Genomic DNA, 26,368 nt, shown 5'->3' on the forward strand with positions numbered 1-26,368 from the left:
AATATTTCTAATATTCTTTATTTTGGTACTACTGCTGAGAATACTGTTTGAACGGTATTCTCCTTATTTTTTAAAAATCATTTGCGGAATCTCTGAACAGTATTTGAGATAAAGATTTTATTCACGAATGACTATGAATCCCGGATAACCTTCTGCTTCCAGTTTTTTAGCGGCTGCTTCCGCGTCCTCTCTAGTTTGATAACCAGTTACCTGAACCTGATGAGGACTGGCCTCAGTAACAACAACCTCATAACCTAAATCCTCTACTTCTTTTTTAACGGAGAGTGCATTGTTATAATTAGAAAAAGCTCCAATCTGAACTCCAAAATCACCAGCTATTTCGCTATCCTGGGAAGAAACTTCATTTTCTTCTGCTGGCTGACCACTCTGATTCTGGTCAGGATTAGCTGTTTCTTCTGCCACTTCCTGATTATTTTGTTCAGGAGCAATCTTTAACTCTTCTTCTGTTGGAGCAGTTAAATTATTTTCAGTATTATTAATGTCTTCCGGTTCTGAAGTTTGCTCATCATTTTGCTGCAGCTCCTGGCTTACATTTGGAGTGTTTTGTTCCTGCTCAGCAATTTCTGTAGAATCGTCTTCTACCAGAAAAGAAATCAACCAACTTCCCATTAAATAACCAATGAATAACGCAGCTATCGACATAAAAATAACTACAATAACCAGTGAAAAACCATTTTCATTTTTATTCATTTTCTCCACCTCTAATCATTTTTGACATAAATTCGATTCCTGCTTCAAACACGGTATTAAATGAACCAGCTGCAATTATTAGATCATCGATCTCAGCATTTGCTAAAGCTTCACTGCTGGCCTCTGCTACATCACTAAAACTCTGGTATTCAAAGCCTCCTGCCTTTACTGTTTCAACTAGGTTGTTAAGCGAGACTGTTCTAAAAGAATTATTTTCGGCCAGATAAAATTTAACTCGAGATTTAAAAGCAGTCAGTACTTCTAAAATAGCATTTAAATCTTTGTCTTTTAAAATTGAAAAAACTAAATGCAAATTTTTGAATTCATCAGAAAAATTATCAATATTTTTAGCAAGTTTTTTAAAAGCTGCCGGATTATGAGCTCCATCGAGAAGTATCAGCGGTTTTTTGGATATTTTTTCCATTCTTCCCGGCCAGTAAATATCCCCCAGGGCAGCTTTAATATCTTTTTTCTTTACAGGAAATCCTGCTGCAAGTTCCTCCACCGCTCTCAGGGCAAGAGCTGTATTTACAGCCTGATGTTCACCTAAAAGTGATAGTTTATATTGAGCTTCCGCCTTCCCTTTTCTTTTTACACTAATAAAATTCCTCTGCAAATTACCACTGGATTTTATTAAGGAATATTCCTCTTTTAAATCTATAAATTTTGAGTTTTCAGAGACAGCTTTAGCCCTGATTACTTTAAGTGCTTCTTTTTGTTCTGCAGCTGTAAGGACCCTGGAATTTTGTTTAATAATCCCTGCTTTTTCGGCTGCTATTTCAGCAGCAGTATTACCCAGAAATTTTCTGTGCTCCAGGCTGATATTAGTTATTATTGATAAAAGTGGTTTTTTAATAATGTTTGTAGCATCTAATCTGCCGCCAAGCCCGGTTTCTAAAATTACAATATCTGGCTCGTGCTGCTTAAAATATTTAAAAGCGATAGCTGTCACAACCTCGAAAAAACTGGGTTCTGCATAGTTTTCAGATTTTAATTTTTCAGCTGCCGCTTCCACTTCTTGAGCTATCTCAGCCAGATGGTGAGTGGAACAGGCCCTGCCATTAATTTTGATTCTTTCATTAAAATGATAATAGTGAGGTGAACTATAAAGGGCAGTTTTATAACCAGCCTCCCTGTAAATACGCTCCAGAATAGCTGCGGTTGATCCTTTGCCATTTGTACCTGCTAGATGAATTACCCTTAAATTTTGATGAGGATTGCCCAGATAATAAAGCAGTCTTTTTATTCTGGCAAGTCCCGGCTTATAACCAGCATCAGTTCCAAATAATGATAACGAATTTATATATTTAAATGGATCCATTTTTGCCTCCAGTTCTAAATTTGCATTAATAAGTATAAATAAGTTAAAATATATTAAGGCACTAATATTATTATACACAAAAACTTAGAAAAGAACAAAATAATATATTAATTTATGGGGGAGATTACATGTCATTACTGGAAGTTTCAATATTCTCATTGTTTACCGCTCAATTCTTAAAAATCTTTTTTATTCGGCCAATGAATTTTTATACATTTTTTACTTCTGGAGGAATGCCCAGCTCTCATTCTTCTTTTGTTTCCGCTTTAGCCATTACAGTTGGTTTAAAATATGGATTTGGCTCTGATTTATTTGCAATTGTAACGGTTTTTTCTCTAATTGTCACTTATGATGCAAGTGGAGTTCGTCGAGCTGTAGGTCATCAGGCCAATGTTTTAAATAATCTAGTTAAACATCTGGAAGGAAAAGATTTTGCTAATGATAAACAGTTGATCAAAGACGACTTAAAAGAATTAATTGGCCATACCCCCTTTGAAGTATTTGCCGGTGTGCTGCTGGGAGCCTTAATTGCTTTAATTAACTGGTATTTTATTTAAATTTTTGCTGCCAGACCGCAAATGTTCTAATATATCTTTAACTATAAATAATTTTATAAAAGCTCAAATAAACAAAAATCCGTCCAATAGACCACAATAATGTGATCTACACTGGACGGATTTTATCATTTACTCAATCCTTAATTCATATTTATTTTTAATTTAAGTTAGTCAATTTTATTTTAAAGCAGCTTCGATTTTTTCTACAACTTTTTCTGCTTTAAATCCTAGTTCTTCTCCAACTTCCTGACCTTTACCACTTAAACCAAAGCGGTCAAGACCAATAACTAATCCATCTCTACCAACAAGCCTATACCAGCCGTCTGTTACTCCAGCTTCGATAGCCACTCTTAATTTAACTTCAGGTAGATCATGTTCGGCTGCATATTTTTCCAGCTTTCTTCTTTCTGGTACTGACATTACAGCAGCTTTGATTCCCTTTTCTGCTAATAACTTTGCACTCTCTTCTGCCAGATTAACTTCACTTCCACTGGCAAAAATAATTGTATCAGCATTTTCAGGATCAGAAACAAAATATCCTCCATTATTAAATTTATCAAGTCCCTGATATTTTTCAATATGCTCTAAGTTCTGTCTGGTTAAAATTAAGGCTGTTGGCTGATCTGTTGTTTCTAGTGCTTCTACCCAGGCAGCTTTTGCTTCTTCCTCATCTCCGGGTCTTAAAACTTTAAGCCCTGGAATAATTCTTAAAGCTTCAACATGTTCTACCGGCTGGTGAGTTGGTCCATCTTCTCCAACAAAAATAGAATCATGGGTAAAGACATAAATTACAGGCTCTCTCATGATAGCAGCCAGTCTAATTGAAGGACGCATGTAGTCAGAAAAGACTAAGAAAGTTGCTGCAAAAGGCCTTAGACCCTGATGCAGGGATAAACCATTTGTAATAGCTCCCATTGCATGTTCTCTGACTCCAAAACGGAAGTTGCGGCCAGAGTAATCTCCTTTTTGAACCTCTCCATACTCTCCATTGTAGGTTTTAGTGGAAGGAGCAAGATCTGCTGATCCACCTACTAAATATGGTACAAGTTCAAAGGCTTTAGATAAAGCTGCTCCTGCTGATTTTCTACTTGCTATTGGAGCCTCAATTTCTAAGTCCATAATTTCTTCTTTTAAATCTACCGGAAGCTTTAATTCCATTGCCTGATCCCATTCTTTTTTCAGTTCGGGATTGGCTTTAGCCCAATTTTTAAATTCTTTTTCCCATTCCAATCTCTGATCCTGCATCTCAGCAGCACGGGAGCGGAAAAATTCTTTTACTTGATCGGAAACATAAAACTTCTCATCTACTGGCAGACCAAATTTTTCTTTTAAACCTTTAATTTCATCTTCTCCCAGAGGTGCACCGTGAGCATCAGCTGTATCCTGCTTATTTGGTGCTCCTAAAGCAATATGAGTTTTTGCCATAATTACTGTTGGTCTATCTTTGTCAGATTTAGCCTGATCTATTGCTTCTCTAACTTTGTCAATATTATGTCCATCTACATTTTCTATTACCTGCCAGCCAAATGCTTTAAAACGATCAGCTACAGATTCTGTAAAGGCTAGGCTAGTATTTCCGGCAATGGAAATATTGTTATCATCATAAATTGCAATTAACTTATCCAGACCCAGATGACCTGCCAGTGAGGCTGCTTCTGATGTTATACCTTCCATCATACAGCCATCACCCATAATAGTATAGGTGTAATGGTCTACAATATTGTGCTTTTCTGTATTATATTTTTCTGCTAACATTTTTTCTGCCAGTGCCATACCAACAGCATTTCCAAAGCCCTGTCCTAAAGGTCCTGTTGTGGTTTCTACTCCGTCGGTATCTCCCTTTTCTGGATGGCCTGGAGTATTAGAATGAAGCTGTCTAAACTCTTTGAGATCATCCATCGAAATGTCATATCCTTTTAAATGTAAAAATGAGTACAAAAATGCTGAACCATGTCCTGCTGACAGTACAAAGCGATCTCTATTAGGCCAGTCTGATTTTGATGCATCTAAGTTCATTACCTCTCCAAATAATAATGCTCCAATATCAGCACAGCCAATTGGCATTCCTGGATGTCCAGAATTTGCCTTTTCTACTATGTCTGCCGCTAAACCTCTTACTGTATTCGCAACTTCTTTTAGCAAAATTTATCCCTCCCAGAATTAAATAAAGTTTTCTCAATTATTATTTTATATGTTAAATGGACAAATGTCCAGTCAGACAACTAAATAATTTTAATTGCACTTGATTAATTTACTGACAGTTAAAGAGAGTTAATTTAAAGCTTAAATTAACTCTAAGAGCTTTTTAGCTTGCTCTGCTTCCGCTTTTGATGGTTATTGTAAACTGAAGCCAGATAAATACCTCCCAGAATAAAAGCTCCCCCAAAAATTGTTGTTAGTCGAACGGCCTCATTTAACAGCAGCCAGGCCAAAAATGTAGTTATAATTGGTTCTCCCAGAATTGATAGTGATACAATTGAAGTTGATAAATAGCGCACTGCAAAATTAAGTATTGAGTGTCCGATTAAGGTTGGACCAACTGCCAGAGCTAAAAAGATTAGATAATTATTTAAACCATAGCCACTAAAGGATAGATCAAAAAAATAAACCCCTATTCCTAAAAATAAAGCAGCATAACTATATAAAATATATAAATAGGGAAAATAGTCAAGCTTTTTGCGTACGCCTCTGCCAATAAATAAATAAGAAGAAGCAAATAAAGCTGCCGAAAGGGCCAGAAAATTACCAAATAGCTTATCTCCCAGCTGATAAAAATCTCCAATACTGATAATTGAACTTCCAATTAAAGCCATGATAATTCCAATAACTGCCCCTTCTTTTAAGTCCTCTCTGGCAAATAAATACTCCAAAATAATTGTAAATAGCGGCTGCATCGCTACAAAAATAACTGAATTAGATATATCAGTATATTGAATTGAACTGATCCATAATATAAAATGAACTGCCAGGAGAAAACCGACCACGATTGGTCGGTAATCCAGAAAATAACGAAGCTTACTTCTGTGTTTAAAAAAGAAATAGGGGCTGAGAAGCAGCACAGTTAAAAACATTCTATAAAAGGCAGTTATCAGCGGTGGGGCAGTGGCTATTTTAATCAGTATTCCAGAGAGCGATAAAAAGAAAATCCCTACCGCAAGCAGAATATATATTTTTTTCTTATAATCCATCTATCACACCTGCTTTTTAAATTTCTAATTCCTGGCACAAATTACTTTCTTCCAGAACAACTAGTTGATCATAGTGCTTAAATTCTACCTTTTCTCCAGCTAGTAACATATATTTTGCTTCATTTTCTTTAACTGTTACCTCTATCTGACTTCCTTTAAAACGCAGTCTAAACTGATATTTATCCCAGCCATCAGGTAAATGCGGATGGAAATAAAGCTTATTATTAAACATTCTCATTCCGGCAAATCCCTGTACCAGAGCCAGCCAGGTACCACCCATACAGGCAGTATGAACCCCCTGATAAACATTTTCGTTAAAATCATCTAAATCAAGTCTTGCTGTCTGCATAAAATAATTATAGGATTGATTCTTATAACCAATTTCAGAAGCCAGTATACTATAAATAGCCGGAGACAGGGAAGAATCATGAGTAGTTTTAGGTTCATAATAGTCATAATTTCTAATTTTTAAATCTCTGCTAAATTGATCTCCTAACTGCAGCATCAATAACAAAACATCAGCCTGTTTTATAACCTGATAGCGCCAGATTATAAGAGGATGCCAGTTTTTAACTAAGGGCAGTTCCGCTTCCGGTATATTATCTACTTCAATGGGGTTTTTATACAGAAATGAATCATCCTGAGGTGTTATTTCTAATTCCTCATTATATGGTAAATAAATATCTTCAGCAACTTCACGCATCCTATCAATTTCGTTATCGGTTAAATCAATTTTTTCAGCTACTCTTTTATATTTTTCTGGAGATTTATCTTTAATAATCTCAGCCATTTTAATAGCAATATCTAGATTAAACTTTGCCATATAATTTGTATAAGCATTATTATTTACACCAGGCTTATATTCGTCAGGACCACACACTTCATTAAAACAAAATTTATTATCACGCATAGGAATATAACTACCCAGGCTGAGCCACATTCTGGCAGTCTCAATTAATATCTCCAGTCCGTAATTTTCCATAAATTCCTGATCTCTACTCACCTGATAATACAAATTAACTGCATAAGCAATGTCAGCATTAATATGATACTGCACAGTGGATCCCATAAAAAAACCAGAAGCTTCTTCTCCATTTATTGTCCGCCAGGGATATAAAGCCCCATTGAGTCGCATCCGATCAGCATTTTTCTTTGCTTTATCCAGGGTATTATAACGGTACAGCAGTAAATTTCTTGCCACTTCGGGCCGTTGAAAAGCAAAAAACGGAAGAATATAACTCTCCGTATCCCAGAAATAATGACCTTCATAATGTTCGCCACTAATCCCCTTAGCTGCAACGCTTGTCTGGCCATCTTTTCCAGCTGCCTGCAGGATATGAAAAGCATTAAATCTAAAGGCCTGCTGTAGAGCTTCGGCACCTTCAATCTTTACATCTACATCCTGCCAGTAACCAGACATGAACTCTGCCTGTTCTTCTACTAAGTTTTCAAAACCAGTAATTGATGCCCTGGCTACTGAAGCTCGAGCAGCACTCAGAGGATTTTCCGCTTCTTCCTTACAGTGATTTATACCAACAATTTTATCAATTGTATATTCTTCACCTTCCACAGCACTAATCTCAAAAATCCAGTCAATTCGATTATCTGAAGATCTTTTACTGATTTCACAATTGTCTTTCGAATATTCATCTAACAAATGTTCCACTACATAGGCAACCTTAAAATTGCTAGTTTTAACTTTATGTAAGAGATGACCAGTATTAGTATCTGTTTTACTTTCGATGACCTCCAGAGCCCTTTTTTCTCTGAGATTATGATGATTTCTTACATCACCATTCAAAGCAGAATTAACACTAATTTTACCGGAAAAATTAATTGCTTTAAACTGATATCTTATTGCCCCAATATGTTCTCGACTTAAGGAAATTAAGCGGGTGATTTTTATTTCTATTTTTCTTCCCTGACGATCTTCCCAGATTATCTTTCGGCGCAGGAGCCCCTGTTTTAAATCAAGTTCTCGTTTATAATCATGAATTTTACCTTTTAACAAATTTAGTTTTTCTTCATTAATATATAAATTTATTTCGCTCCAGTCGGCAAGATTGACAATTGTCTGCCCTTTTTGAGGAAGATTTGGCGCCTCTTCTCCATAAATTATTTTTTCTGAAGCATAAACTCCATTAATATAAAAACCAGGAGTTGTAGTATCTTCACTACCGGGATAATCTTCTTCAAGAGTTCCTCTTAATCCCATATAACCATTCCCTAAAGAAAATATGGCTTCATTATGGTGATTTGTATTAATTAGAAATTCCTGTTCAGTGATTTTCCATGGTTGATAAGGGTAAAGTGCTTCCTTATCAAGCTTTTTTGCATGATATTTTCTCACAAAAATGCCTCCTTAATTTCATTATTCATTAACTTTTAAAGAATAAATTTCAATATTAATTTCTTTAACATTGATACCTGTATTATTTTCTAAGTGTTCCTTTAATAATTTCTTAAATTTATTAATATATTTAGGTATTTCCAGGCCATAATTGACTTCTAACGAAAGATTCAAAAATAATTGATTGCTAATTTCATCTACTTTTACCTTCTTATAACCGGTAATTTCATCAAATTGAGCAATTAAATATCTAATTAAATCAACCAGAACTCTGTTGCTAATACTTAAGTTTCCAAAAAAACTAAATCTAGGTCTGACAATACTTTTTTCATGTCTGACAGTTTTATTGTCCTTTTTAAAAAAAAGATCTAATGAATGCAGCAAATAGCCGGAAAAATCCTTTTCAACTTCAATAGTAGGTACCGGGATTACATGTTTACCTTCATTATTCCTGACTGAGAGCGCTTTTTCTATTTCCTCGGAGGATGAAATATCTTCAATATTAATATATTGATCAATCCCTCCCAGTTCCAGCCTTTCATTAATTCGCTCTACCATTCCCATCGAAGTACCTAAAATCAATATTTTATCTTCATCAATTTTTTTTAAACACTCTCTAACTTCTCTAGTCTGTTTTTCATCGAAAAATAGGGCTCTTCTGATGGCCCCCATTTTACTTTCTTCCCTTTTGGCAGAACTTCCGGCCATAATTTTACCAGCATATATTAAAAGTCCATCATCAACTATTAATGGAATCTGATACTTATTTGCCAGCAAAACTGCTCGGTGACTTTTGCCTGTTCCACTGGGTCCAACAAGAGCATATACTTCCATGATTAAAAAAATACCTTCTTTCCTTAAAAAATATAATCGACTTCAGGTTGATTATATATTTTTTTAGAGATAATTTCAATTTATTATGAAAATAACTAAAAAAAATACTTCAGATTAACTGACTATCAATAATTTAATTTTTATTTTTTCTGATGATTGTTCCTGCTTCTCCTCTGACAGCTGCTGTTACCTGATCCAGAGATGTAATAACAGCTTTTTTACCACCTTCTCTGACAAATTTAACTGCAGATTCTACCTTCGGAGCCATACTTCCCTTTCCAAACTGTCCTTCTGCCAGATGTTTTTCGATTTCAGAAATGCTGACTTCTTTTAAAGCTTTTTCCTCAGCTGTCCCATAATTAATCATTACATTGTCCACATCTGTTAATATCAAAAAGAAATCTGAGTTAGTATTTTGTGCTAAAATACAGCCGGCCCTATCTTTATCGATTACCGCTTCTATTCCTTTAAACCCATCTTCTTTTTCAACAACAGGAATACCGCCTCCTCCTGCTGCAATGACAATTCTATTTTTCTCTACTAAATCATTAATCAATTCTTTTTCCATAATTTTAAGCGGCTCTGGTGAAGGAACAACTCTTCTCCAGCCACGGCCGCTGTCTTCAATCCATTTTTCACCATTTTCTCTTTCCTGTTTTAAGGCATGTTCTTGCTTAAAAAACGGTCCCACTGGTTTTGAAGGCTGCTTAAAAGCAGGATCATCTTCAGCAACCAGCACCTGGGTTACTACTGAGGTGCTGTGTATATTTATATTTCTATCTTTAAAAACATTTAAAAGACTATTTTGAATCATATAACCAATAAAGCCCTGAGTCTGAGCTCCACAAAAATCCAGGGGCAGAGCCGGAATCTCAATTGAAGAAGCCTGCTGTAATAGTATATTCCCAACCTGAGGCCCATTACCATGAGTGATAACAATCTCATGTCCTGCAGCTGCCAACTCCCCAATCTGCTGACAACTTTGATATACATTGGCCATTTGTTCGTCTGCTTTCCCCTTTTGTCCGGGTTTTAAAATTGCGTTTCCTCCTAAAGCGATTGTAAGTCTCATCCTATAACCTCCAGATTAATATTAATTTATATTTAATAAATTAAATAATATTTAATTATATAACAATAGTATAATATCTTTCTGAAAATTACAATATGTTTTTAGATATTTATGCCTGCATACACAAATAAGACCTGCTCATTAAATTAACAAGCAGGCCTTAATAATTAATTAATTTATTTATCTGTACCTGATACAAAACAGCTATTTTATACCCAGATACCTATATATTTTTAATCCTGATATTTTTTAACAATAATACATGCATTCTGTCCACCAAAACCAAAGGAATTACTTAAAGCAGCATTTAATTTAACTTCTCCTGCCTTATTTGGCTGATAATCGAGATCACAGCCTTCTCCACCTTCTTCGAAGTTAATAGTTGGAGGTACAATATCTTCCTTAACTGCCATCGCGGAAATAATAGTTTCAATTCCACCAGCAGCTCCTAATAAATGTCCGGTCATTGATTTTGAAGAAGACACTTTAAGATCATAGGCATGATCTCCAAATAATTTTTTAATTGCTGTTGACTCATACTTATCATTTAAAGGTGTTGATGTTCCATGAGCATTAATGTAATTGATATCTTCTGGCTTCATCCCGGCTCTATCAATAGCAGCCTTCATTGCTCTAACTGCACCTTCTCCTTCTGGTGCTGGAGAAGTAATATGATAGGCATCACCGGATGCTCCATAACCAACAACTTCTGCAATAATATTGGCTCCCCGCTTTTTGGCACTTTCCAGTGTCTCTAAAATAACAATTCCTGAACCTTCTCCGATTACAAAGCCATCACGATCCTTATCAAAAGGACGACTTGCCTTTTTTGGCTCATCATTTCTGCTAGATAATGCTTTCATATTACCAAAACCTGCAACTGCAGATGGAGTAATCGAAGCTTCTGTACCACCAGCAATCATAATATCAGCAGCACCTCTTATAATAGTTTCAAAAGCTTCTCCAATAGCTGTTGTTGCAGATGCACAGGCTGTTACTGTATTCATATTTGGTCCTTTTGCCCCAGAATAAATCGCAACATTACCCGCTGCCATATTCGAAATCATCATCGGGATAAAAAAAGGACTTACCCTTCTTGGACCTCTGCTGTTAAGTTTTTCTACCTGTTCTTCAAAAACTTCAATACCCCCAATACCAGAACCAACAATAACACCAGTCCGATCAGCAATTTCATCAGTTATTTCCAGATCCGCATTTTCTAGGGCTTTCATTGCAGAAACAATAGCATACTGACTGTAAAGAGCTAAACGCTTTGCCTCCTTACGATCTATGTATTCTCCTGGATTAAAATCCTTAAGTTCTGCTCCAATCTGACTTGGAAAATCGGAAGCATCAAAATTTTCAATTTTAGAAACACCTGATTTACCGGCTTTAATATTTTCCCAGAATTCATTTAACTCTGTACCTAAAGAATGGACAACACCAGCACCTGTGATTACAACTCTTTTACTCATTTAAATAATCTCCTCCTAGAACAATCTTATTAATCAATATTTTATTCTACTATCCTATTTTAGTTTCTTTAAAGTCTTATTTAAACTTTTTTCATCTTCAACATTATAGGCATTAAGTGAGCGGTCTATCCGTCTCATTAAACCTTTTAACACTCTTCCCGGACCCACTTCAACATAATCATCATAACCATCCTCTTTAAAACGCTCAATTGTCTCTACCCAGCGCACACTATTGTCCAGCTGTTTTATTAAAGCAGATTTTATCTCACTGCTGCTATTTACATAATCAGCTGTAACATTGGCAATTAAAGGAATCTGGGCATCATCAAAATCTACTGATTCAATAGTATTTTTTAATTCTTCTTTAGCGGGTTCCATTAAAGGAGAATGGAAAGCTCCACTTACTGAAAGCGGAATAACTCTTTTAGCACCTTTTTCTGCCAGTGCTTTTTCGGCTGCTCCTACAGCTTCAACCTCTCCGGAAATAACTACCTGACCGGGAGAATTATAGTTTGCAACTGTTACAATTCCATCAACTTCTTCTAAAACCGCTTCTACTTCTTTATCAGCAAGTCCAATTACTGCTGCCATGGTTCCTCTACCTTCTGGATCTGCCTGATCCATCAGCTCACCGCGGCGGCGAACTAATTTTAAGCCAGCTTCAAAAGATAACACCCCTGCAGCATGAAGGGCAGAATATTCTCCCAGACTGTGGCCGGCAGCGGCTGCAGGTCGAATATTATTTTCAGCCAGGACAGCTTTAATCATCGCACTAACAGTATAAATGGCAGGCTGTGTATTTTTAGTATCATTTAAATCTTCTTCTGGACCATTAAAAATCAGGTTTTTTAAATCAAAATCAAGTATCTGATTTGCTTCATCTAAAACTTTTTTGGCTGCTTCATAATTTTCATATAACTCTTTTCCCATCCCCACATACTGTGAACCCTGACCTGAGAACATAAAAACTAAATTATCACTCATTGTAAAGCCTCCAGTTTAATATTTTTTTCACTTATTTTTCCAATATATTTTAATTTATTTTAGGTCATTCCACTCTAAAACTGCAGATGCCCAGGTTAGTCCGGCACCAAAGGCGACTAATAAAACCTTATCACCATTTTTAACCAGACCTTTTTCTTTCGCCTCTGTCAGCGCAATTGGCACTGAAGCCGCTGATGTATTTCCATATTCAGGTAGATTAACATAGACCTGATCATCAGCCAGTTTTAATCTTTTGGCTGCAGCCCCAATAATCCGGGTATTTGCCTGGTGTGGAACCAGTAAGTCGACTTCCTCTTTTTTTACTCCAGCTTTCTTGAGCACTTTTAGTGATGCCCTGCCCATTGTTTTAACAGCAAACTTAAAGACCGGAGTCCCTTCCATATATAAAAAATGACCAGCCTGATCTATTGTCTCATGGGAAGCTGGCTGTCTTGAACCTCCAGCAGGCTGATATAAGGCATTTGCCCCTGAACCATCAGAACCTAAATCAGTGGCCAGAAATCCCCCTTTTTCGGCAGCTGATAAAATTGCAGCTCCGGCACCATCTCCAAATAAGACACAGGTACCTCTGTCCTCCCAATTTAAAATTTTGGAAAGAACTTCAGTTCCAATGACCATAACATTATCATACATGCCTGATTCTATAAAATTAGCAGCTACACTTACTCCGTATACAAAACCGGAGCAGCCAGCTTCTAAATCAAAAGCACCAGCATTTTTAGCTCCTATTTTATCCTGAATAAGACAGGCAGTAGCTGGAAACATCATATCGGGAGTAATTGTTGCCACAATAATTAAATCCAGATCTTCAGCATCTAGTTCTGCATCTTTTAGAGCTTCTTTTGCAGCTTCAACTCCTAAGTCAGATGCTGCCTGATCATCAGCAGCAATTCTTCTTTTTTCTATTCCTGTTCTAGTTTTTATCCATTCATCAGATGTATCTACTATTTTTTCTAAATCATGATTTGTCATTACTTTATCCGGGAGGTATTTACCCAGACCTGTTATCGTTGCTCTACGCAAAATATTCACCTTCCTTAGTTGGTCTATATAAATTTATATCACTTTTTCGACTCTTAGTCAAGAATGGTACCGGGTACTTGGTAAATTTTGGTTTTTTATTTTTATTAACATTCCAAAATTTACCAAGTACCCGGTACTAAAAATTAAAATAAACCAAGCTGACATTTAACTATCTTTACCTCCTGCTCTTTTATAACCTTACCAACCTGGCCCACCGACATTTTAAGTAGATCGGCCAGTAGAAAAGCCTGATTACAGGTCATTTTTTCTGGCTGAATTATAAATGGTAAATCATATAGTTTACCGGCTGAAAGAAGAATATTGGTATTTATTTTTACATTGGCCCTGTTTTTTACCATTTTTGCTGACTCCTTCTCCGGTTCATCATTATTTTCTAAATAAAAGAGTAAATCAGGATTCAAAAAATTAATAATTGTATTTCCTTCAATAAAAAGTCTCTCTATATCATCATCTAATAAATTACGGGCCAGCTGATAAGCACTTGGCAGTTCTGCAGCAGGACTTTCTAAAAGTATTACTTTATCTGCACCATGCTCAACAACCCTTGCTGTATCAGTGCCTGCCTGATTAATCACCTTAGGATCGTTAATCACCTTATATTGGTCAAGTTCATTATCAATCGATGTCTTAATGACCGCAGTTTTGGGACCGCTGTCTTCCAACATTAAGGAAATTAAAGTCGTCTTACCTGCCTTACTGGCAGATGCACTGACTCCTATCATTTCCATTATTATTCCTCCTTATAAACGCTATTTATTACTAAAACAAGTATTGTGTTATTTTTCACCAATTAATGGTGCACATTTAAATAGTAAAGGAAAACTTTAAAAAAATCAAATTCTAAGTCTTAAAAAAGCAAATCATTTGGATTCTAATCCTGCCTAAAACATTTACTAATTTAAAATTTCTATTTTATCTCCTGCCTTAATCTCGCCACCTTTAATCACTCTTGCAAAAACCCCTTCTCTGGGCATTACACAATCCCCAATGGCCTCCATAATCTCACAGTCATGGTGACATTTTTTTCCAATCTGTGTAATCTCCAGCAGAATTTCGCCGTTGATTCTTAATTTTTGACCTACGGGCAGCTGAAATAAATTTTCTATTCCTTCGGTTGTTATATTTTCTGCAAAGTCACCAAAATTCAACTCATAACCCTGACCACGCATTTTGTCAATACTGGTCTCATCCAGGAGGCTGAGCTGTCTGTGCCATTTTCCGGCATGGGCATCACCTTTAAGACCAAATTCTTTAATCAGTTCACCTTTTGTTATTACTTTTTTAGTTGTTCCCTTTTCTTCACTTAGACAGACGGCTTTTACTTTTGCTTCCATTTGCTGCACCTCTTAACTTAATTTTTATGGTTGGGCTGATGTTCGGTAATTTCTCCTTTTAAAATTTTTACCGCATGGGGTAAAATATCAATCACTGCCTGCAGACATTCTCTGACCGCTTTCGGACTACCTGGAAAATTAATGATTAAAGTTTTATCTCTAATCCCGGCTCTGGCGCGTGATAAAGCAGCCAGAGGAGTGATAGAAATTGTATCAGCTCTAATTTTTTCTGGAATTCCAGGCACTTCTTTTTTTATAACCTCTAATGTAGCTTCAGGAGTAATATCTCTTTCTGCAAAACCTGTTCCCCCTGTGGTTAAGATCAGATCTGCAATTTTTTGGTCAGCTATTTTAATTAAGGCTTTTTTAATCTCCTCTTTTTCATCAGCAATTATTTGTTCATAAACTATTTTAGACCCTATATCTTCCATCATCTCTTTAAGTACAGGACCACTTAAATCTTTTCTGACACCCCGGGAACCCTTATCGCTAATTGTTAAAACCGCAGTTCTTATTTTAAAGTTATTATTCTTCTCGCTCATAAATCCCACTCTTTCCTCCAGCTTTATAGATTAATTTAATTCTGCCAATTTCCATTGATTTATCAACTGCTTTTGCCATATCATAAATTGTAAGTGCCGCTAAGTTAACGGCTGTTAGAGCTTCCATTTCAACACCGGTCTGACCGCTATTTTTGACCTCTGCTTCAATTTTTATTTTATCTTCAAAATCAAGATTAAAATCAACTTTGATACTGCTTAAAAACAGGGGATGGCACATTGGAATTAAATCAGAAGTTTTTTTGGCTCCTGTTATCCCGGCAATTCTTGCAGTTTCAATTACAGCTCCTTTTTCTATGTTTCCATCTTTAATCATCATTAAAGTTTCCGGCTTCATTTTAATTTCACCAATTGCACGGGCAGTACGCTGAGTAATTTCTTTATCTGAAACATCTACCATCTTTACCTTACCATCCTGATCTAGATGAGAAAATTCTTTTTCCATTTCTATTTTTAGCCTCCGATCTGGGACATATTTCTGCTGTATTTTTGATTTTCAAAATTAAGATTATGACAGACAGGTTTGAGGTCAAGTGCCTTTTTATAAGCAGCCTCTATTTCTTTTTTATTCATCCCGGAGATTTTTATTTCCTGATTACCGGCCAGACAGGGTTTGAATTTACCATCTGCAGTCAGACGCAGACGATTACAGCTGCTGCAGAAGTGTTCACTCATTGCCGAAATAAAACCAATAGTTCCCTCAGCTCCCTGCAGTTTAAAATAAGTGGCAGGACCGTTTCCTGTACTGACAGCAGGCAGCAGCTCAAAGCTTGCCTGAATTAAATGTTTTATTTCACTGCTGCTGATAAATTTTTCTGCTTCAGCTTCTCCACCAAGAGGCATATATTCTATAAATCTGATACTTAACTTTTCACGCCTGCTTAATTCAACAAAATCAAATATTTCATCATCATTGATTCCCTTCATTACAACAACATTCAGTTTAACTGGTTCCAGTCCGACTCTTAAAGCAGCTCTGATACCTTTTAAAACTTTAGCCAAGTTATCTCTACGGCTAATTTCTTTAAATTTTTGGGGATCAAGTGTATCCAGGCTGATATTAATGCGCTGCAGACCAGCTTCTTTTAATTTTTTAGCCTTTTCAGCAAGTAAAACTGCATTTGAAGTCATAGAAATATCCTCTAATCCAAGCTTATTTAGCTTAGAAACAAAATCTTCTACACCCAGTCTGACTAAAGGCTCACCACCTGTAATTCTCACCTTTTTAATACCCAATTCAATACCAGTTTTAACTATTTTCAAAATATCTTCATAACTTAAAATATCCTGATGATTTTTGTTTTCTACTCCTTCGGCCGGCATACAGTAGCGGCAGCGAAGATTACAGCGGTCAGTTATTGAAATTCTTAAATAATCTATTTCTCTGCCCAGACGATCATTTAAATTCTGCATTTTGCAGCCTCCCTTTATAAATCCAGGATTCTAATCTTACCCGTATCTCGGCACTTATAACCTCCCAGTTTTTCAATTTCATCTTTTATATCTTCTTTATTTATCAGCTCGATTAAATTTTGAATCCGGGGATTAACTAAAATATCTTCTTTAAAAATTAGATCATATTTTTCCTCTGTAAGCGGTAAGAAATCTACATCCATTACTTCCGCAGCAGCTCTAATTCCTAAAGCAGCATCTGCTGAACCCCTTCCAACAGCAGCAGCGGCCGCTATATGGGTGAATTCTTCTTTTTCATAGCCTGCTATTTGTGCTGATTCTATATTGTTTTGAGAGAGTAAATAGTCAAATAAAACTCGAGTACCTGCTCCCCGCTGTCGATTAATATAATTGATTTCTTTTTTGGTCAAATCCTTAATTCTATTTATGTTTTTCGGATTTCCTTTTTTAAGATATAAGCCCTGTTCACGATGGACTAGATTGAGTACTACTAATTTCTGTCCTTTAAAAAATCTTTTTAAATAAGAAATATTATATCTACCGGTTTCTGGATCAAGCAGATGTGCTCCGGCCAGATGGGATTCTCCCCGCCTGAGGGATGTTAAACCTGCCATCGAACCAACTGTCTGTAGTTTTAAATCAAAACCATAATTTCTTTTGCGAACTTCATTTCTAATCAAATCCAGGCTCAGATCATGGCTTCCAATTAACAGCAAATTATTCTGCAGCATGTTCTTATCATTTAGAAGGATTACCGGAGCTTTATCTCCAGGATGGAGTCCCTCTTTATTATCCGAAATTCGCATTATTCCATCAGCCTTAACAATTGATTCCATTGCAGAAGATCCTCTTTTTAATGGTACAGCAGTATATCGATTGTCAGCTTCAGCTATTAAATTAACCCGCAGAAATTCTTCTAAACCAATATCCGAAGGCACTTTTCTTTTTACCACTGCCTCAATCTGATTAAACTCTGGTGCCGGAACTCCCTGCAGTTGAAAGATTAATTCGCGAATAAATAATTGATTATCAAGCCAGGCAGAAAGAGGATATCCAGGTAAACCAAAAACTGGCTTTTCCTCTACTTCAGCCGCGATTAGAGGTTTGCCGGGCATAATATTTACACCATGGAATAAAATTTCCCCCTTATTTTTGATTATTTCAATTGTATAATCTCCTCTTCCAGCTGATGAACCCGAAAGAATAATAACTATTTTACTTTCTTTTACTGCCTTACTAAAAGCTTTTTTAATTAAATCTTTTTTGTCAGGAATAATCCCGGTTATTTTAACTTCAGCTCCCCATTTCTGGAGAGCTGAACTCACCATCTGAGAGTTGAATTCTACTAATTCTCCCTTTTGAGGAGTACTTTCTGCTGTAATTAATTCATCTCCTGTGGGAATGATTGTAACCAGTGGTTTTTTATAAACCTCAACTTCCGTTACCCCCGCCTCCAGCAAAGCTCCCAGGTCATAATCTTTCAGACTGTGGGAGGCAGTGACCAGAAGATTACCCCTAACTGCACTTTCTCCAATAGAGCGAATATGATTCCAGGGAGGAACTCCTTTTTCTATAGAATATGTTTTTGTATCAATTTGATTTACTGCTTCAATTTTTATAACAGCATTAAACTGCTCTGGAATTGGATCTCCAGTATCTACCGGCAGTGCATCTCTACCAATTTTCAGAGAGATCGGGTTTCTCTCGCTGGCTCCTGCAGTTTTTTGAGCCTGAACAGCTATTCCGTCCATTGCTGCCGCATAATAATCTGGAGCTGAGCGTCGGGCTTTAATTCCACTGACAGTAATTCTACCTTCTGCCTCAGAAGTTTTAATTTTTTCAGTTTCAGTTCTTAAATTTTTAAAGTTTTCTTTTAATTTATTTAAAGCAGCAGTTAGTGATATTTTATCCAGGTATTTTTTTACCATAGTCGGATTCCTTTCCTCAAAAATTTACTGTATTCTTATACTTTATTTAAAAATCTATTCTATAAGGGTCAATTCTACTATTTCTCCTTTTTCTTTACCTTCCTGATTTCTTGGAACCCTGAGTACTGCATCACCATAGGCTAAATTTGTAATTAAACTTGACTTACCCAGAAGCGGTTCTGCCATTAACTTATCATTTTCTTTATAGATTCTAACTGGAATATATTCTTCTCTACCTTTATCTGAGACCAGGCTCCTTGTTAACTCAGCCTTGATCAAATATTTATTATTTGAAGTCCCAATTTCAGCTGCTCTCTTTTCTCCATTTAAGACCCTTACAATCTCAGCAACTAAAACATTATTAACTGTCCAGGCAGAGGCTGGATGGCCGGGAAGACCCATAACTATTGTTCCCTCTATTACTGCTAAAATTGTCGGTTTGCCCGGTTTAATTGCCAGTCCATGTAAAAGGACTCCCGGCTCACCTAAAGAATTAAGCAGATCAATAGTCATATCTTTAATTCCTACTGAACTTCCACCTGAGATTAATACCAGTTCCTGATCAAGTTCACTTTTTACAGCCTCTTTTAAACTTTCAAATTTATCTTCTACAATGCCTACTTTTTTTGTCTGAGCCCCTATTTTGTTTAAATAAGAAGTTATAGAATAACTGTTAATGTCTCTGATCTGTCCTGGTTTAGCTTCAGCCTCTGCCGGAATTAGTTCATCACCAGTAGAAATAACTGAAACCTTTGCCCTGGCAGCCCCTTTAAACTCTGTAATTCCAAGTCCAGCTAAAGCTCCAATATCCCGGGCCATAATTTTATGTCCTTTTTTAAACAATAATTCACCTGCAGCTATGTCTTCTGCTTTTTGCACTAAATTTTCTCCTGCTGCCAGGGATTTAAAGCTCTCAATTGTATTAGCTTCGATTTTCTCCGTATCTTCAATCATCAAAACAGAATCTGCACCAGCTGGAAGCATCCCCCCGGTCGGAATAGCTGCTGCCTGACCACTTTTAAGTTCAAGTTTAGTGCTCTCTCCCATTTCCACGCTTCCAATTATCTCAAAATATGTGGGCATCGAAGCAGAAGCTCCTGCTGTATCTGCAGCTTTAACTGCATAACCGTCAACTGTAGAGCGGCTAAAGGGCGGCAGATCGACAGGTGAATATAAATCTTCCGCCAGAATTCTACCCAGGCAATTATCTAAATTTAATATTTCTGTATTTAAATTTTTATTACTTAAAAAAGATTTAATTTCCTGCCAGAATTTTTCTGGAGGATTTAATTCTAAAAACTCTCGCATAATTTATTTTCATCCTTTCCAACTGATATGAAAATATTCAAAAAATTTATCTTCTCTATAAAATTTATTCTAGTTAAAAGCTGCAAATCCTTTTTTTAAATAGGTACCGGGTACTTGGGAATATTTACCATATCAAGTAAGTTAATTTTATTAATAAGTAAATATTTCCAAGTACCCGGTACCATCAACCATCAATTACTTAGCTAATTCTTTTTTTCTTTCAATTAACTTTTCTTTTTTTTCTCTGTATTCTTTGAGCTTCTGTCTTTCTCCTTCTACTAAGTCCTGGGGGGCATTATTAATAAAACCCTCATTATTTAATTTACCTTCTGCTCTTTTGATCTCGAATTCCATTTCTTCAATTTCTTTTTCCATTCTTTCTATCTCTTTATCAAGATCAATCATTCCCTCAAGCGGCAGAATAACCTCTACTTCTTTAACAATTGAAGTAGACACCTTATCAGGTCGCTCTAGCTCATCTCCACCAATTTTTAGTTCCTTAATCCGGGCCAGATTTTCTATATATTCTCTACCCTCTTTTAGAATCTCCCTCTTAGCTGCTGGGGCAGAAAGAAGTGCTTTAATTCTGCGGCCAGGATTAACCTTCATTTCATTTCTGATATTTCTAACTGATTTAATAACATTCATTACCAGATCCATTTTTTCTTCAGCAGCAGGATTTAAGCCGCTTTCTTGCTTCTCTGGATACTGAGCTCGCATAATTGTTCCTTCAGTTCCGGGAAGCTTCTGCCAGATTTCCTCTGTAATAAAGGGCATTACAGGATGTAATAATCTAAGTAAGCTCTCCAGAGTATTAAGGGCATAATATTGAGCAGTCAATTTTGCCTGAGGATCTTCGTCCTGATATAATCTGGCTTTTAATAATTCGATATACCAGTCACAAAATTCATTCCAGATAAAATCATATAGGGAACTCGACATTTCACCAAAATTATATCTTTCTAATGCATCATCAATTTCTCCAGCTACAGTATTTAAACGGCTCTGCATCCAGTTATCAGCCAGAGTTGGCTTAAGATCTGCCTCATCAACCGAGTCAAGATTAAAGTCCTCTAAATTCATCAGCACAAAGCGAGAAGCATTCCAGATTTTATTGGCAAAATTGCGGCTGGCCTCAAGCCTTTCTTCTCTAAAGCGCATATCATTACCGGGTGTATTACCTGTAATTAAAGTAAAACGCAGTGCATCTGCACCAAATTGATCTATAATATCTAAGGGATCAATTCCATTACCTAAGGATTTACTCATCTTTCTTCCCTGAGCATCCCGAATCAAACCATGAATATAGATATCTGAAAAAGGTTTTTCATCCTGGAATTTAAGCCCCATAAAGATCATCCGGGCCACCCAGAAGAAAATAATATCTCTACCAGTTACTAAAACATCAGTTGGATAAAAGCTTTCTAAATCATCAGTGTCTTCCGGCCAGCCTAAGGTTGAAAACGGCCAGAGAGCTGAAGAAAACCAGGTATCTAATACATCTTCATCCTGATGTAAATTGTTACTATCACAATTGGGACAGCTTTCTGGTTCTTCTTTGCTTACTATTACCTCATCACAATCATCACAGTAATAAACCGGAATCCGGTGTCCCCACCAGAGCTGTCGGGAAATACACCAGTCTCGAATATTATTCATCCAGTTCATATATACTTTTGAAAAGCGGTCAGGCACGAAATTGATATCACTATCTTCTACAGCTTCAATTGCCGGCTCTGCCAGCGGCTGCATTTTAACAAACCACTGTTTGGAAATTAAAGGTTCAATTACTGTATCACAGCGGTAACATTCTCCTACATTGTGCATGTGATCTTCAATTTTAAGCAGCAGACCCTCTTTTTCAAGATCCTCAATTACCTTTTTGCGAGCTTCGTAGCGATCCAGACCGGCATAGGATTCTCCGGCAGCCTCTGTCATCTTAGCATCTTCGTCAATCACAGTTACAATTTCTAAATGATTGCGGCGTCCAATTTCGAAGTCATTTGGGTCATGAGCAGGTGTAACCTTAACCATTCCGGTTCCAAATTCACTGTCTACATATTCATCAGCTATAATTTTAATTTCTCTATTAACAAGTGGAACAATTACTGTTTCTCCAACCAGATCTTTGTAGCGCTCATCAGAAGGATGAACTGCAACTGCAGTATCTCCAAGCATTGTTTCAGGTCTGGTAGTTGCAATTGTAATATATCCTTCTCTATCCTTAAATGGATATTTATAGTGATAAAACTTACCTTCAGTTTCCTGATGTTCAACCTCAATATCACTTAAGGTTGTGTGACAGCTCGGACACCAGTTAACAATATAATCTCCCTGGTAAATTAAACCTTCTTCGTATAATTTAATAAATACTTCTTCCACTGCATCTGAACAACCTTCATCAAGAGTAAATCTTTCCCGGGACCAGTCACAGGAAGATCCCATCTTTTTAAGCTGATTGGTAATCCTGGTTCCGTATTCTTCCTTCCATTCCCAGGCTTTTTCTAAGAATTCCTCCCTTGTTATATCTTCCTTTTCAATACCCTCACTCCTCAGTTTATCTACAACCTTAACCTCAGTTGCAATACTGGCATGATCAGTACCCGGAAGCCATAAGGAACGATAACCCTGCATTCTCTTCCAGCGGGTTAAAATATCCTGTAAGGTATTATCCAGAGCATGCCCCATATGCAGCTGACCTGTAATATTTGGGGGAGGCATTACAATACTAAAAGTCCCCTTCTCAGCTTCTCTTTTCTCTCTCGGTGCAAAATAATCGTTTTCCAGCCAGTAATCATACCACTTATCTTCGGTTTTGGCCGGATCATAAGTTTTTTCTAAATTTTCCACATTAATTCCCTCCATTTCACTAACTTTTCATTATAGAGCGCATGGTCAAGTTAGTATTAAGGCATCGAGCCTGTCACTCTAACTTTTCATTATAGAGCGCATGGTCAAGTTAGTATTTATTTTTTAAAAATAAAAAAAGCTCTCTCATCCGGTTAAGGACGAAAGAGCATTAAATTCGCGGTACCACCTTAGTTCTTCCTGTTAGCACAGAAAGCTCTCATTTGTTAACGACTGCTGTGCCGTTACTAATTACTTTCAGAAATAAATCTGTTTCATCAGCAAAACTCTGAGGCGACTTCATTTTCCATCACTGTCGGAATCTTACAGCCGCTGGATTCCGTTCTCTTTCAGCTTCAGAAAAATTACTGCTCCTCATCTAAGTCTCTAATTATTCAGCTATCGTTATTATAATATCTTATTTGTCACTCCACTGTCAAGAGCTAAAAGAATTATTGGGATTAAATTAGCATAAATTAAGATCCTGTCTGAATTTAAAAGCTAATTGTCAATCACTTCAACATCTATACCAGCTTTCTCAAACTGGGGCAGGATTTTTTCTTTTGGCCCCACAATGACTGTAAAAAGGATATTTGGATATATATCTTCTGCAAAAATCTTTTGTACTTCCTCAACCTCAAGTCCATTATACTGTTTAATGAAGTTATTTAAATAATTGTCTGAGTGGTTATAAAATTCCTTTTGATAGATTATTTCATCTAAAACATCTATCTGATGCTGATAGGCTTTTGGAAACACCGCATTATATAAATTAATATTCTCAAATAGTTCTTCCTTTTTGAAAGGTTCCTTTTTATTTTTAATCTTCAACATCTCTTTTTTTACAGCTTTCATTCCAGCCAGTGCTTTTTCTGGCTGCAGGCTTAAGTTAATAAAATAGGCTCCACCATAATCATTATAGCGAGTCTGAGCATTAATTCCATACACATAACCTTTATCACTGCGTAGATTTTCCATTAAGCGGCTGTTAAAAGAGCCACTACCAAAAATTCTATTTCCCATCATGAAAGGGATTCTTTTCGGATATTTACTGGTATAAAAATTATAACCCATTCTCATATTGGCCTGAGTGGCATCAGCCTTATTAACAACTATTATTTTCTGATGTATTTCAGAATTAACATCTACATAATTTTTATCTAACTCTTCTTTGTTATTTTCCCAGTTAGAAAAACTTTTTCTCAGCTTTTCTTTTATCTTTTCAACTTCAAAATCTCCGCTGACAGCAATTACAATATCTTCCGGTTCAATAACTTTTTGATAAAAATCATTCACTACTTCTGAATCAACCTGATTTAAAAAATCAAGAATCAAATTATAATTGTAACTATAGCCATAGGGATGGTCCCCGTAAATATTTTTAAAAAAATGCATATTTAAAAGAGCAGAATCATCATAAAACTGCTGTCGATAAAGCTGCTGGTATTCTTTAACAGTTCTCTTAAAATGATTTCCCTCAAATTTAGGCCGCCTTAAAACTTCTGTCAGCAGTGTAATTAGCTCACTACTTTCGGTGTTTAATGAATTTCCACTAATAGAAATTCGATCTGAGCCAGTCCCCAGATTTAAGGATAAGGCATTGAGTTCCTTAAAAACAGAAAGTTCACTTTCCCCATAATTTTCTGTCGCTAAAAGCATAATTTCTGTCATCAAAGAAGTTATACCTGCATTATTACTGCTTTCATTAATTTTGCCTCCATCTATATAGCCTCTGATTTCGAAAATTGGCAGACTTCGGTCCCGGGCTAAGTAAAATTTCATCCCATTATCCAATTCTAAAATCTCATAATCTGGGATCTCAATCCTGGGTTTTTCATTAACTACATCTGCCAGTTCTCTAAAGAAATCAGGACTGAAATTCTTAGGCCCGGCAGAAACACTTAAACTTAGTGTAAGTACTATTATTAGGATATAGAATATAATATTATTAAAGTTTTTCACTGCTGAGCACCACCTTTAATTTTAGGTAAAATATAGCCTCTTGTACGCTGACTCTGTTTAAAATATTTTTGAGCTATTTGAACAACCTTTTCTCTGCTTAAATTATTGATATACTCTATTTTATCTTCAATTAAGTCTGCTCTATTAAAACGTAATTCATTTAATGCATAAGTAGAAGCTGCTGAATTAATGTTTTTTTGAGAAAAAATTAGAGACTTTTGATATTGTTTTTTGACCATTTCAAATTCCTGAGCAGTTATTCCTTCAGCAAAAATCTTCTGCAATTCTCTGTCAAAAGCCTGCTGTGCCTGATCAACCAAGTTCTCATTAGTAGGAATAAAATAAATCAAAGCAAAAGATTTGACCCGCAGTGGAGACATAAAAGCACCACTATCTAAGATGATTCCAGCTTCTTTTTGCAAATTTTCTTTTAAACGGGAACTCTGATTATTCGCCAGAATATCAAGAAAAATTTCCAGAGCAGCTATTTCAAGATTATCAGCCGCTGGAATCCTATAAAGCTGCAGAGCATACGGAATATTTGTATTTAAACGAACCCTATAAGTTTTTTCCTGATTCTGTTCAGGCAGCTCAAAATCTTTGCGCGGAATATTTTCTGATTGATACTCTCCATAATATTCTTGAGCCATTCTTTTTACTGCTTCAGCTTCTACATCACCACTGACTACAATTAAAGCATTATTTGGAGAATAATAACGCTGATAATATTTTTTTAATTCTGCTGTAGAAATACTGTTAAGATCTTCCATCCAACCAATAACATTATGTTCTAGATAACTATCTTTGAAAGCATGGGCTTTAATTTTTTCAAAACCTCTGGAAAAAATATTATTTTCCGTCCGCATTCTTCTTTCCTGTTTAATAACTTCTCGCTCTCTATTAATTTCCTGCTCATTAAATCTTAGATTCTGCATTCTATCTGACTCTAAAGCCATTACCAGTTCCAGGGCCGAAGATGGTACTTCATGGTAATAATAAGTGTAATCGTAACTTGTAGCAGCATTAAGCTGGCCGCCAACTGAAGAAATTAAATCATCAATCTCACCTTCAGGAACATTTTTTGTACCTAAAAACATCAGGTGTTCTAAAAAATGAGAAATTCCAGTCTGATCCTCTTTTTCATCAATTGAACCCACATTATAGTAGATTGAATATCGAAGTAAAGGAATTGAATGATCCGGGAAAACCATAACCTGTAGTCCATTGTCTAATTTAAAACTCTGATACTCTGGCTGCTCAAATTTAATTTCTTCTGCTGCAGCTGTTAAAGTAAAAAATAAAGTTAGTGATAAAATACACATAAAAAAGAAAAATAATTTTATTTTTTGAATAAAGACGTTCTGTCTTAATTTTTCCACTTCTAATTGCCTCCTCTATTTAATTTTATAATTTTTTTGATCTGCTGGATAAATAAGATTTAAAATATTCAGTTCACAAT

The 26,368-nt window shown here is 36.0% G+C and carries 21 protein-coding genes and 1 other annotated feature; of the genes, 1 reads left to right on the forward strand and 20 read right to left on the reverse strand.

Annotated features, from left to right (window positions below; all coding sequences use genetic code 11):
- Positions 1-117: 117 nt before the first annotated feature.
- Positions 118-711: an SPOR domain-containing protein gene (locus tag DFR79_RS13215; RefSeq protein ID WP_133515949.1), complete on the reverse strand. Its 594-nt coding sequence runs from the start codon at positions 709-711 to the stop codon at positions 118-120.
- A complete protein-coding gene (locus tag DFR79_RS13220; RefSeq protein WP_133515950.1) occupies positions 704-2,032 on the reverse strand; it encodes a bifunctional folylpolyglutamate synthase/dihydrofolate synthase in 1,329 nt (442 codons plus the stop codon). The genes DFR79_RS13215 and DFR79_RS13220 overlap by 8 nt, the downstream gene beginning before the upstream one ends.
- Before the next feature lie 128 nt (positions 2,033-2,160).
- Here DFR79_RS13220 and DFR79_RS13225 point away from each other — a divergent pair, with 128 nt between their 5' ends.
- A complete protein-coding gene (locus tag DFR79_RS13225) occupies positions 2,161-2,589 on the forward strand; it encodes a divergent PAP2 family protein (RefSeq protein WP_133515951.1) in 429 nt (142 codons plus the stop codon).
- A gap of 177 nt (positions 2,590-2,766) precedes the next feature.
- On the opposite strand, the gene tkt is transcribed toward DFR79_RS13225, so the two are convergent.
- The 18 genes from tkt to DFR79_RS13315 all read right to left on the reverse strand — a co-directional run bounded on the left by tkt (position 2,767) and on the right by DFR79_RS13315 (position 26,288).
- Positions 2,767-4,731 (reverse strand): transketolase, encoded by a 1,965-nt coding sequence (gene tkt, locus DFR79_RS13230; protein ID WP_133515952.1) that lies wholly within the window; start codon positions 4,729-4,731, stop codon positions 2,767-2,769.
- Positions 4,732-4,883: 152 nt separating this feature from the next.
- Entirely contained in the window at positions 4,884-5,777 is an 894-nt protein-coding gene (locus DFR79_RS13235; protein ID WP_133515953.1) for a DMT family transporter, read from the reverse strand.
- A gap of 16 nt (positions 5,778-5,793) precedes the next feature.
- Positions 5,794-8,127: a glycoside hydrolase family 65 protein gene (locus DFR79_RS13240; protein WP_133515954.1), complete on the reverse strand. Its 2,334-nt coding sequence runs from the start codon at positions 8,125-8,127 to the stop codon at positions 5,794-5,796.
- Positions 8,128-8,148: 21 nt separating this feature from the next.
- Positions 8,149-8,961 carry an Asp23/Gls24 family envelope stress response protein gene (locus tag DFR79_RS13245; RefSeq protein WP_133515955.1) on the reverse strand — a complete coding sequence of 271 codons (813 nt, stop codon included), beginning with the start codon at positions 8,959-8,961 and terminating at the stop codon, positions 8,149-8,151.
- A 133-nt stretch (positions 8,962-9,094) separates the two neighbouring features.
- On the reverse strand, positions 9,095-10,033 hold the full coding sequence (gene arcC, locus DFR79_RS13250) for a carbamate kinase (protein WP_133515956.1): 939 nt from the start codon (positions 10,031-10,033) through the stop codon (positions 9,095-9,097).
- Between the two features lie 233 nt (positions 10,034-10,266).
- The gene (gene fabF, locus DFR79_RS13255) at positions 10,267-11,508 is read right to left on the reverse strand and encodes a beta-ketoacyl-ACP synthase II (protein WP_133515957.1); all 1,242 of its coding nucleotides are present in this window, start codon (positions 11,506-11,508) and stop codon (positions 10,267-10,269) included.
- A 54-nt stretch (positions 11,509-11,562) separates the two neighbouring features.
- Positions 11,563-12,492 (reverse strand): ACP S-malonyltransferase, encoded by a 930-nt coding sequence (fabD, locus tag DFR79_RS13260; RefSeq protein ID WP_133515958.1) that lies wholly within the window; start codon positions 12,490-12,492, stop codon positions 11,563-11,565.
- Positions 12,493-12,546: 54 nt separating this feature from the next.
- Positions 12,547-13,536 carry a beta-ketoacyl-ACP synthase III gene (locus DFR79_RS13265; protein ID WP_133515959.1) on the reverse strand — a complete coding sequence of 330 codons (990 nt, stop codon included), beginning with the start codon at positions 13,534-13,536 and terminating at the stop codon, positions 12,547-12,549.
- A gap of 143 nt (positions 13,537-13,679) precedes the next feature.
- Positions 13,680-14,285, reverse strand: a complete 606-nt coding sequence (locus DFR79_RS13270; protein WP_133515960.1) for a hypothetical protein — start codon at positions 14,283-14,285, stop codon at positions 13,680-13,682.
- Between the two features lie 165 nt (positions 14,286-14,450).
- Complete coding sequence (locus DFR79_RS13275) at positions 14,451-14,891, reverse strand: MOSC domain-containing protein (protein WP_133515961.1); 441 nt, start codon at positions 14,889-14,891, stop codon at positions 14,451-14,453.
- Between the two features lie 17 nt (positions 14,892-14,908).
- Positions 14,909-15,433 (reverse strand): MogA/MoaB family molybdenum cofactor biosynthesis protein, encoded by a 525-nt coding sequence (locus tag DFR79_RS13280; protein WP_133515962.1) that lies wholly within the window; start codon positions 15,431-15,433, stop codon positions 14,909-14,911.
- Positions 15,417-15,896, reverse strand: coding sequence for a cyclic pyranopterin monophosphate synthase MoaC (gene moaC / locus DFR79_RS13285; protein WP_133515963.1), 480 nt, complete (start codon positions 15,894-15,896; stop codon positions 15,417-15,419). Before moaC ends, DFR79_RS13280 begins: the two co-directional genes overlap by 17 nt.
- An 8-nt stretch (positions 15,897-15,904) precedes the next feature.
- Entirely contained in the window at positions 15,905-16,864 is a 960-nt protein-coding gene (gene moaA / locus DFR79_RS13290; protein ID WP_133515964.1) for a GTP 3',8-cyclase MoaA, read from the reverse strand.
- 14 nt (positions 16,865-16,878) lie between these two features.
- Positions 16,879-18,792, reverse strand: a complete 1,914-nt coding sequence (locus DFR79_RS13295) for a molybdopterin biosynthesis protein (RefSeq protein WP_133515965.1) — start codon at positions 18,790-18,792, stop codon at positions 16,879-16,881.
- Positions 18,793-18,846: 54 nt separating this feature from the next.
- Positions 18,847-20,100 carry a molybdopterin molybdotransferase MoeA gene (locus DFR79_RS13300; protein ID WP_133515966.1) on the reverse strand — a complete coding sequence of 418 codons (1,254 nt, stop codon included), beginning with the start codon at positions 20,098-20,100 and terminating at the stop codon, positions 18,847-18,849.
- 195 nt (positions 20,101-20,295) lie between these two features.
- The gene (locus tag DFR79_RS13305; RefSeq protein ID WP_133515967.1) at positions 20,296-22,950 is read right to left on the reverse strand and encodes a valine--tRNA ligase; all 2,655 of its coding nucleotides are present in this window, start codon (positions 22,948-22,950) and stop codon (positions 20,296-20,298) included.
- 151 nt (positions 22,951-23,101) lie between these two features.
- Positions 23,102-23,338: a binding site (T-box leader), on the reverse strand.
- A gap of 110 nt (positions 23,339-23,448) precedes the next feature.
- Positions 23,449-24,909 carry a M16 family metallopeptidase gene (locus DFR79_RS13310; protein ID WP_133515968.1) on the reverse strand — a complete coding sequence of 487 codons (1,461 nt, stop codon included), beginning with the start codon at positions 24,907-24,909 and terminating at the stop codon, positions 23,449-23,451.
- Positions 24,906-26,288 carry a M16 family metallopeptidase gene (locus DFR79_RS13315; RefSeq protein WP_243727800.1) on the reverse strand — a complete coding sequence of 461 codons (1,383 nt, stop codon included), beginning with the start codon at positions 26,286-26,288 and terminating at the stop codon, positions 24,906-24,908. The genes DFR79_RS13310 and DFR79_RS13315 overlap by 4 nt, the downstream gene beginning before the upstream one ends.
- Between the last annotated feature and the right edge of the window lie 80 nt (positions 26,289-26,368).

This window comes from Halanaerobium saccharolyticum, assembly GCF_004362045.1.
In the GTDB taxonomy this organism is placed as follows: Bacteria; Bacillota; Halanaerobiia; order Halanaerobiales; family Halanaerobiaceae; genus Halanaerobium; species Halanaerobium saccharolyticum_C.

Coding starts and splice junctions, on each gene's coding strand:
- DFR79_RS13220 (WP_133515950.1), bottom strand. CDS start 2,032: ATGGATCCATTTAAATATATAAATTCGTTATCATTATTTGGAACTGAT.
- DFR79_RS13280 (WP_133515962.1), bottom strand. CDS start 15,433: ATGAGCGAGAAGAATAATAACTTTAAAATAAGAACTGCGGTTTTAACA.
- moaC (WP_133515963.1), bottom strand. CDS start 15,896: ATGGAAAAAGAATTTTCTCATCTAGATCAGGATGGTAAGGTAAAGATG.
- fabF (WP_133515957.1), bottom strand. CDS start 11,508: ATGAGTAAAAGAGTTGTAATCACAGGTGCTGGTGTTGTCCATTCTTTA.
- DFR79_RS13270 (WP_133515960.1), bottom strand. CDS start 14,285: ATGGAAATGATAGGAGTCAGTGCATCTGCCAGTAAGGCAGGTAAGACG.
- DFR79_RS13275 (WP_133515961.1), bottom strand. CDS start 14,891: ATGGAAGCAAAAGTAAAAGCCGTCTGTCTAAGTGAAGAAAAGGGAACA.
- DFR79_RS13300 (WP_133515966.1), bottom strand. CDS start 20,100: ATGCGAGAGTTTTTAGAATTAAATCCTCCAGAAAAATTCTGGCAGGAA.
- DFR79_RS13225 (WP_133515951.1), top strand. CDS start 2,161: ATGTCATTACTGGAAGTTTCAATATTCTCATTGTTTACCGCTCAATTC.
- DFR79_RS13245 (WP_133515955.1), bottom strand. CDS start 8,961: ATGGAAGTATATGCTCTTGTTGGACCCAGTGGAACAGGCAAAAGTCAC.
- moaA (WP_133515964.1), bottom strand. CDS start 16,864: ATGCAGAATTTAAATGATCGTCTGGGCAGAGAAATAGATTATTTAAGA.
- arcC (WP_133515956.1), bottom strand. CDS start 10,033: ATGAGACTTACAATCGCTTTAGGAGGAAACGCAATTTTAAAACCCGGA.
- DFR79_RS13215 (WP_133515949.1), bottom strand. CDS start 711: ATGAATAAAAATGAAAATGGTTTTTCACTGGTTATTGTAGTTATTTTT.
- fabD (WP_133515958.1), bottom strand. CDS start 12,492: ATGAGTGATAATTTAGTTTTTATGTTCTCAGGTCAGGGTTCACAGTAT.
- DFR79_RS13295 (WP_133515965.1), bottom strand. CDS start 18,792: ATGGTAAAAAAATACCTGGATAAAATATCACTAACTGCTGCTTTAAAT.
- DFR79_RS13235 (WP_133515953.1), bottom strand. CDS start 5,777: ATGGATTATAAGAAAAAAATATATATTCTGCTTGCGGTAGGGATTTTC.